The following is a 4,436-nucleotide window of genomic DNA, read 5'->3' as shown; positions in this document are numbered from 1 at the left end:
GTATGGCGAATTCGGCCCGCCGAAGTCCGACGCGGGCACGCGTGACATTCCAATTTCGGCTGGCACCGTCGCCATGTTGAAGACGTGGAAGAAGGAGTGCCCGACAGGCGATTTGGATCTCGTCTTCCCGACCACGACGGGCGCCGTCGAGGGGCACGCCAATCTGTTGCACCGCGTTTTCCATCCCGCACAGATCACAGCCGGAATTGCAACCAAGACCGACAAGTTGGGCGAAGACGGCAAGCCAATCATGGAAGCCAAGTTTGGCCTTCACGCGCTTCGGCATGCCGCCGCAGCGCTGTTCATCGAACAGGGCTTCGCACCTAAGAAGGTGCAGAACCTAATGGGCCACGCGTCGCTGCAAATGACCTATGACGTGTACGGGTATTTGTTCCCATCGGAAGACGATGACCGCAGCAAAATGGCTGCAATGGAGTCCAGTCTTTTCGGCTAATTCCGCCCGTTACCATTGGCTCCATGCAACATATCTGCAACATATCGGCAAATTATATAACAAAATCAATGTCGATATGCGGTTTTGTAAACCGAAGGTCGCGGGTTCGATCCCTGCCGGGGGCACCATCCTTCGCTCTTCGAGCTTCGGATGGCAGGCCACCCGAAGGTCGCTAGACGTGCGAACGGACCAAAGCGACCTTGCTACGAGGCTGTTGCAACTTCGCCGGCGGCTGTTCCACCGAACGTATTCCTTACCCTCACCGACTTGAACACATAGGCAACCCAGATCCCGGTCAGAACAAATCCGGCGATAGGTGCTGCCAGCGCATCTCCCGCGAGAACCTGGCTGATTGGTGCGCCTAGAATCGTTGAGGTCCAAACAGCGTCGAGCGCGAACACAAATGGGATCGCGATCCACTGGTACAGGAATAGCTGTTTGAAACGAGGGCTCCGCCGTAGCATTGCGACGAGAACAACCAATTGCAGCAGTGTAAACCCCAGCAACAGCACGATTTCGCCACAGACGGCCAAAGGGCCATTAGGTAACGTCATGAGCTGCCGGTAACCCTCACTCGAGGAAAACAGCTCGGCCAGCGTGCGGAACGGCGCCAAGGTCTGGCCGATTGCCAGCAGCATCAACCAGCCTCCAAATCCCACTAAGTCGCCTGGATTCTGCGACGGCTTGGCCGCCGAGCGGACGGCAAAGAAAACAGGCACACCGACCAGCAGCAGAACGATTGCCCAATGCCAGATGGAAAATTGCATCCAACCCCTCCCTCAAGATGCCCTTCTAGGTTGTAGAAGATCTCAATTTCAACTCAAGAGGCAATCTCGGGGAGTAAAGCGCCGCCTTCGCGGTCCAAGTGACGAAAGTCGTCCGATAGCCGAAACCAGAGCAGGCTTCGAACCTGGCGCTGCCGGCAAGACCCGTCGCCCTATATTTCCGGCAAGATGCTATTCCGACTGGATGCTGCCATGTCGCGAACACTGATCGTCATTGGTCTCAGCATGGTCGCCATAGGCCTGCTGTGGCCCTGGGTGACCCGGATCGGCCTTGGCAGGTTGCCCGGTGACATCGTGATCGAGCGTGAGAACTTCAGACTCTACGTTCCCATCACCACCGGAATACTGATCAGCGTCGTGCTCTCGGCGATCCTATGGCTGATCAACCGTTAGGGGATGCTCCGGCCCTCGCCTCGATCGTCTCACATCCCAATCGCCGCCACCAAGATCCTGTTCTGCCTTCGAATCGCCGCGCGCAGGTCCGGTATCTTCGCCTCATCTCTCTTCACGAACTCGATGAACATCATGTTCATGTTGTTGAAGATCAGCTCGCCCACCGCCGGGCCGTCGATGTCTGACCGCACCAGGCCGATCTCCTGCAGCCGCGCGATCAACGCCCGGATCTGCTCGGTCAACTCACGGTCCAGCGCGGTATAGGCCTGGCCGAACGGGCTGTCGGGCAATTGCGTCGAGATCGCCATTGCCTGCCGCCACATCTCCTTGCTCAGATAATTCAGCGAGTGCTCGATATAGATGCCGATCAGCGTGTCGAGCGCGTCGCCGACATTGGCGGGCGGGCTGGCGACCACGCCTCGCCCGGCATTGAGCACCTCGTTGACCTCCATCGACACGATGGCGCCGAGGATGTCGCCCTTGTTCTGGTAGTAATTGTAGATGGTGCCGATCGAGACCTCGGCCTGCGCGGCGATCGCCTCGATCTTGGCGCCTTCATAGCCGGCTTCGCGAAACAGCGAGGTGGCCGCATCGATGATGCGACGGTGCCGGTCCGCCTTCTGTCGTTCGCGCAATCCGCTCATATCGGCCTCTCTGCCACAAAATCATAATTGACTCAATTTTAGAATTGGTTCAACTTTTCCGTAAGAAGCCAGCAAGGCAGGGAGAACACTCGATGACCGCCAATGCCCGGAATCCGCTTTCCACCCTGAAGTCCCGTCTCGGAGCCGCTTGCGCGGCCGCGGCGCTGCTCATCGCAGCGGGCGGCGCTCGGGCCGCCGATCTCAACGCGCTGATCTGGTGCGATCACTCCGATCCGGCGCTGCTGCAGCCCTTCGAGGAGGCCAACAACGTCAAGGTCAACGTCAAGGAATTCGAGGGCACCGGCGCCGGTCTCGCCATCGTCGAGCAGTCGCAGCCCGGCGACTGGGACGTGATGGTGATCGATTCCATCGACGTTCCGCGCGGCGTCGAAAAAGGCCTGTTCGAGCCGTTGCCCGAAGACAAATTGCCCTTCGCCGACCTCTTCGCGGAAGTGAAGATGGACAAGTCCACCGTCGTCAACGGCAAGCGCTACGGCATCACCGAAAAGTTCGGCTACAACACGATCGGTTTCAACAAGACCAAGGTCGATCCGGCCGACATGCAGTCGCTGGCGTCGCTCACCGGCGACAAATACAAGGGCAAGATCGCGATATACGACTATTATCTGCCGGTGATCGGCATGGCGGCTTTGGCCATCGGCAAGAAGACGGCCGATCTCACCGAGGCCGACCTTCCCGCCCTCAAGGCCGAGCTCCTCAAGATGAAAGCCAACGCCAAGCTGGTCGGCGAAGTCACCGCCAGCCAAACCGCTTTGGCCACCGGCGAGGTCGACATCCTTGTCGGCGGCGGCGAGTGGGTGACGGCCGGTCTTGCCAAGGAAAACCCGGCGCTCGACTTCTCGATCCCGAAGGAAGGCGCGGTGCTCTGGTCGCAGTCGCTGGCCATGTTCAAGGATTCCAAGAACAAGGACATGGCGCTGAAGTTCATCCAATACATCATGAGCCCGGAGGGCCAGGCGCGGCTTGCCACCTCGTCCTGCTACTGGGGCATGCCGGCGAACACCAAGGCGGCGCTGAGCGACGAGCAGAAGAAGACCCTGCGCTTCGACGAGCAGCCGGGCTTCCTGGCACGGGCCCAGGCCTATTCGGCGCCCAACGCCGACCTCGACAAGAAGATGCAGGATATGTGGACCGAAATGCTGCAGGCGCAGTAAATCGGCCGATGAGCATTTCCGGAAGCAACTCGCGTGCCCTGCCCTGGGCGCTGGTCACGCCGGCGCTGGCGTGGACGCTTGCCTTCTTCGTACTGCCCTTCATCGCCATGGGGCTTTCCAGCCTCACGGCGCATGAAGGCGGTGGGCTGACTTTAGCCAATTACAGCCAGTTCTTCACCGATCCGTCTTACTGGCGGGCGATGGTGAACTCGCTGGAGGTGACGGCGATCGTCACCGTGATCTCGATCCTGCTCGCCTATCCCTTCGCCTGGATCCTCGCGGAACAAGTGCCGGAGCGCTGGCAGCGGCTGGCGCTGATGCTGGCCGTGCTGCCGTTCTGGACGTCTTACGTCGTGCGTTCCTATTCCTGGCTGCTGGTGCTGGCGCAAAACGGCGTCATCAACCGGGCGCTGACCGGCATCGGCCTGATCGCCGAGCCGCTGCAGCTTGCCAATACGCGCTTCGCCACCGTCACCGGCTTCGTGCATTTCTTCGTCATGCTGCTGACGCTGACGATCTTCGCCAATCTCAAGCAGCTTAGCCCGAGCTACCGCAAGGCGGCGGCCGATCTCGGCGCAGGGCCGGTGCGCACATTCCTGCATGTCGTGCTGCCGCTCACCCTGCCCGGCATCATGGTCGGCGCCTTCCTCACCTTCGTGCTCTGCATCGGCGACTACATCACGCCGCAGATCCTCGGCGGCAACAACGAGCTGGTCATGCCGCAACTGGTGATGATGCAGATCGGCCGCCGCGGCGATTTCCCGCTGGCTTCGGCGCTGTCGATCATCCTGATGGCGGTGGTCACCGTCGCCTATCTCGCCTGCGCCCGCTGGCTGAAGATCGAGCGGGCCTGACGATGCGCGCCGCCGTCCGCATCGCCGCCTGGCTCTATGCCGTCGCCATCTACGGCTTCATCTTCCTGCCGGTGGTGGTGCTGGTGCTGTTTTCGCTGCAGGCGACCTCGTTCCCGATCCCGCCCTTCACC

General features: G+C 60.6%; 6 protein-coding genes and 1 pseudogene. 5 read left to right on the top strand and 2 right to left on the bottom strand.

The genetic code is table 11. The annotated features are described in order from the left end of the window. A partial coding sequence (locus tag EOA29_RS26505; protein WP_145969807.1) for a tyrosine-type recombinase/integrase occupies positions 1 to 454 on the top strand: 454 nt, incomplete at its 5' end. Between the two features lie 203 nt (positions 455 to 657). On the opposite strand, the gene EOA29_RS26500 is transcribed toward EOA29_RS26505, so the two are convergent. Then, complete coding sequence (locus EOA29_RS26500) at positions 658 to 1,221, bottom strand: DUF2569 family protein (RefSeq protein ID WP_126094137.1); 564 nt, start codon at positions 1,219 to 1,221, stop codon at positions 658 to 660. 210 nt (positions 1,222 to 1,431) lie between these two features. Here EOA29_RS26500 and EOA29_RS26495 point away from each other — a divergent pair, with 210 nt between their 5' ends. Then, entirely contained in the window at positions 1,432 to 1,632 is a 201-nt protein-coding gene (locus tag EOA29_RS26495; protein ID WP_126094138.1) for a DUF2905 domain-containing protein, read from the top strand. Between the two features lie 29 nt (positions 1,633 to 1,661). Here the strand turns inward: EOA29_RS26495 and EOA29_RS26490 are convergent, their stop codons facing one another. Next, a complete protein-coding gene (locus tag EOA29_RS26490; RefSeq protein ID WP_126094139.1) occupies positions 1,662 to 2,276 on the bottom strand; it encodes a TetR/AcrR family transcriptional regulator in 615 nt (204 codons plus the stop codon). Positions 2,277 to 2,368: 92 nt separating this feature from the next. Here EOA29_RS26490 and EOA29_RS26485 point away from each other — a divergent pair, with 92 nt between their 5' ends. The 3 genes and pseudogenes from EOA29_RS26485 to EOA29_RS43255 all read left to right on the top strand — a co-directional run. After that, entirely contained in the window at positions 2,369 to 3,451 is a 1,083-nt protein-coding gene (locus EOA29_RS26485) for a spermidine/putrescine ABC transporter substrate-binding protein (protein ID WP_126094140.1), read from the top strand. Between the two features lie 8 nt (positions 3,452 to 3,459). After that, entirely contained in the window at positions 3,460 to 4,305 is an 846-nt protein-coding gene (locus EOA29_RS26480) for an ABC transporter permease (RefSeq protein WP_126094141.1), read from the top strand. A gap of 2 nt (positions 4,306 to 4,307) precedes the next feature. Next, positions 4,308 to 4,436, top strand: a pseudogene (locus tag EOA29_RS43255) (ABC transporter permease); the annotation flags it as partial.

Source organism: Mesorhizobium sp. M1E.F.Ca.ET.063.01.1.1 (genome assembly GCF_003998155.1).
Lineage (GTDB): Bacteria > Pseudomonadota > Alphaproteobacteria > Rhizobiales > Rhizobiaceae > Mesorhizobium.
Note: the sequence above shows the minus strand (reverse complement) of the source record. Positions and strands in the feature narration are given on the sequence as shown.

Bases quoted from the DNA above. Each gene is read 5' to 3' on its own strand.
- EOA29_RS26490 (WP_126094139.1), bottom strand. From the start codon at position 2,276: ATGAGCGGATTGCGCGAACGACAGAAGGCGGACCGGCACCGTCGCATC.
- EOA29_RS26495 (WP_126094138.1), top strand. From the start codon at position 1,432: ATGTCGCGAACACTGATCGTCATTGGTCTCAGCATGGTCGCCATAGGC.
- EOA29_RS26480 (WP_126094141.1), top strand. From the start codon at position 3,460: ATGAGCATTTCCGGAAGCAACTCGCGTGCCCTGCCCTGGGCGCTGGTC.
- EOA29_RS26500 (WP_126094137.1), bottom strand. From the start codon at position 1,221: ATGCAATTTTCCATCTGGCATTGGGCAATCGTTCTGCTGCTGGTCGGT.
- EOA29_RS26485 (WP_126094140.1), top strand. From the start codon at position 2,369: ATGACCGCCAATGCCCGGAATCCGCTTTCCACCCTGAAGTCCCGTCTC.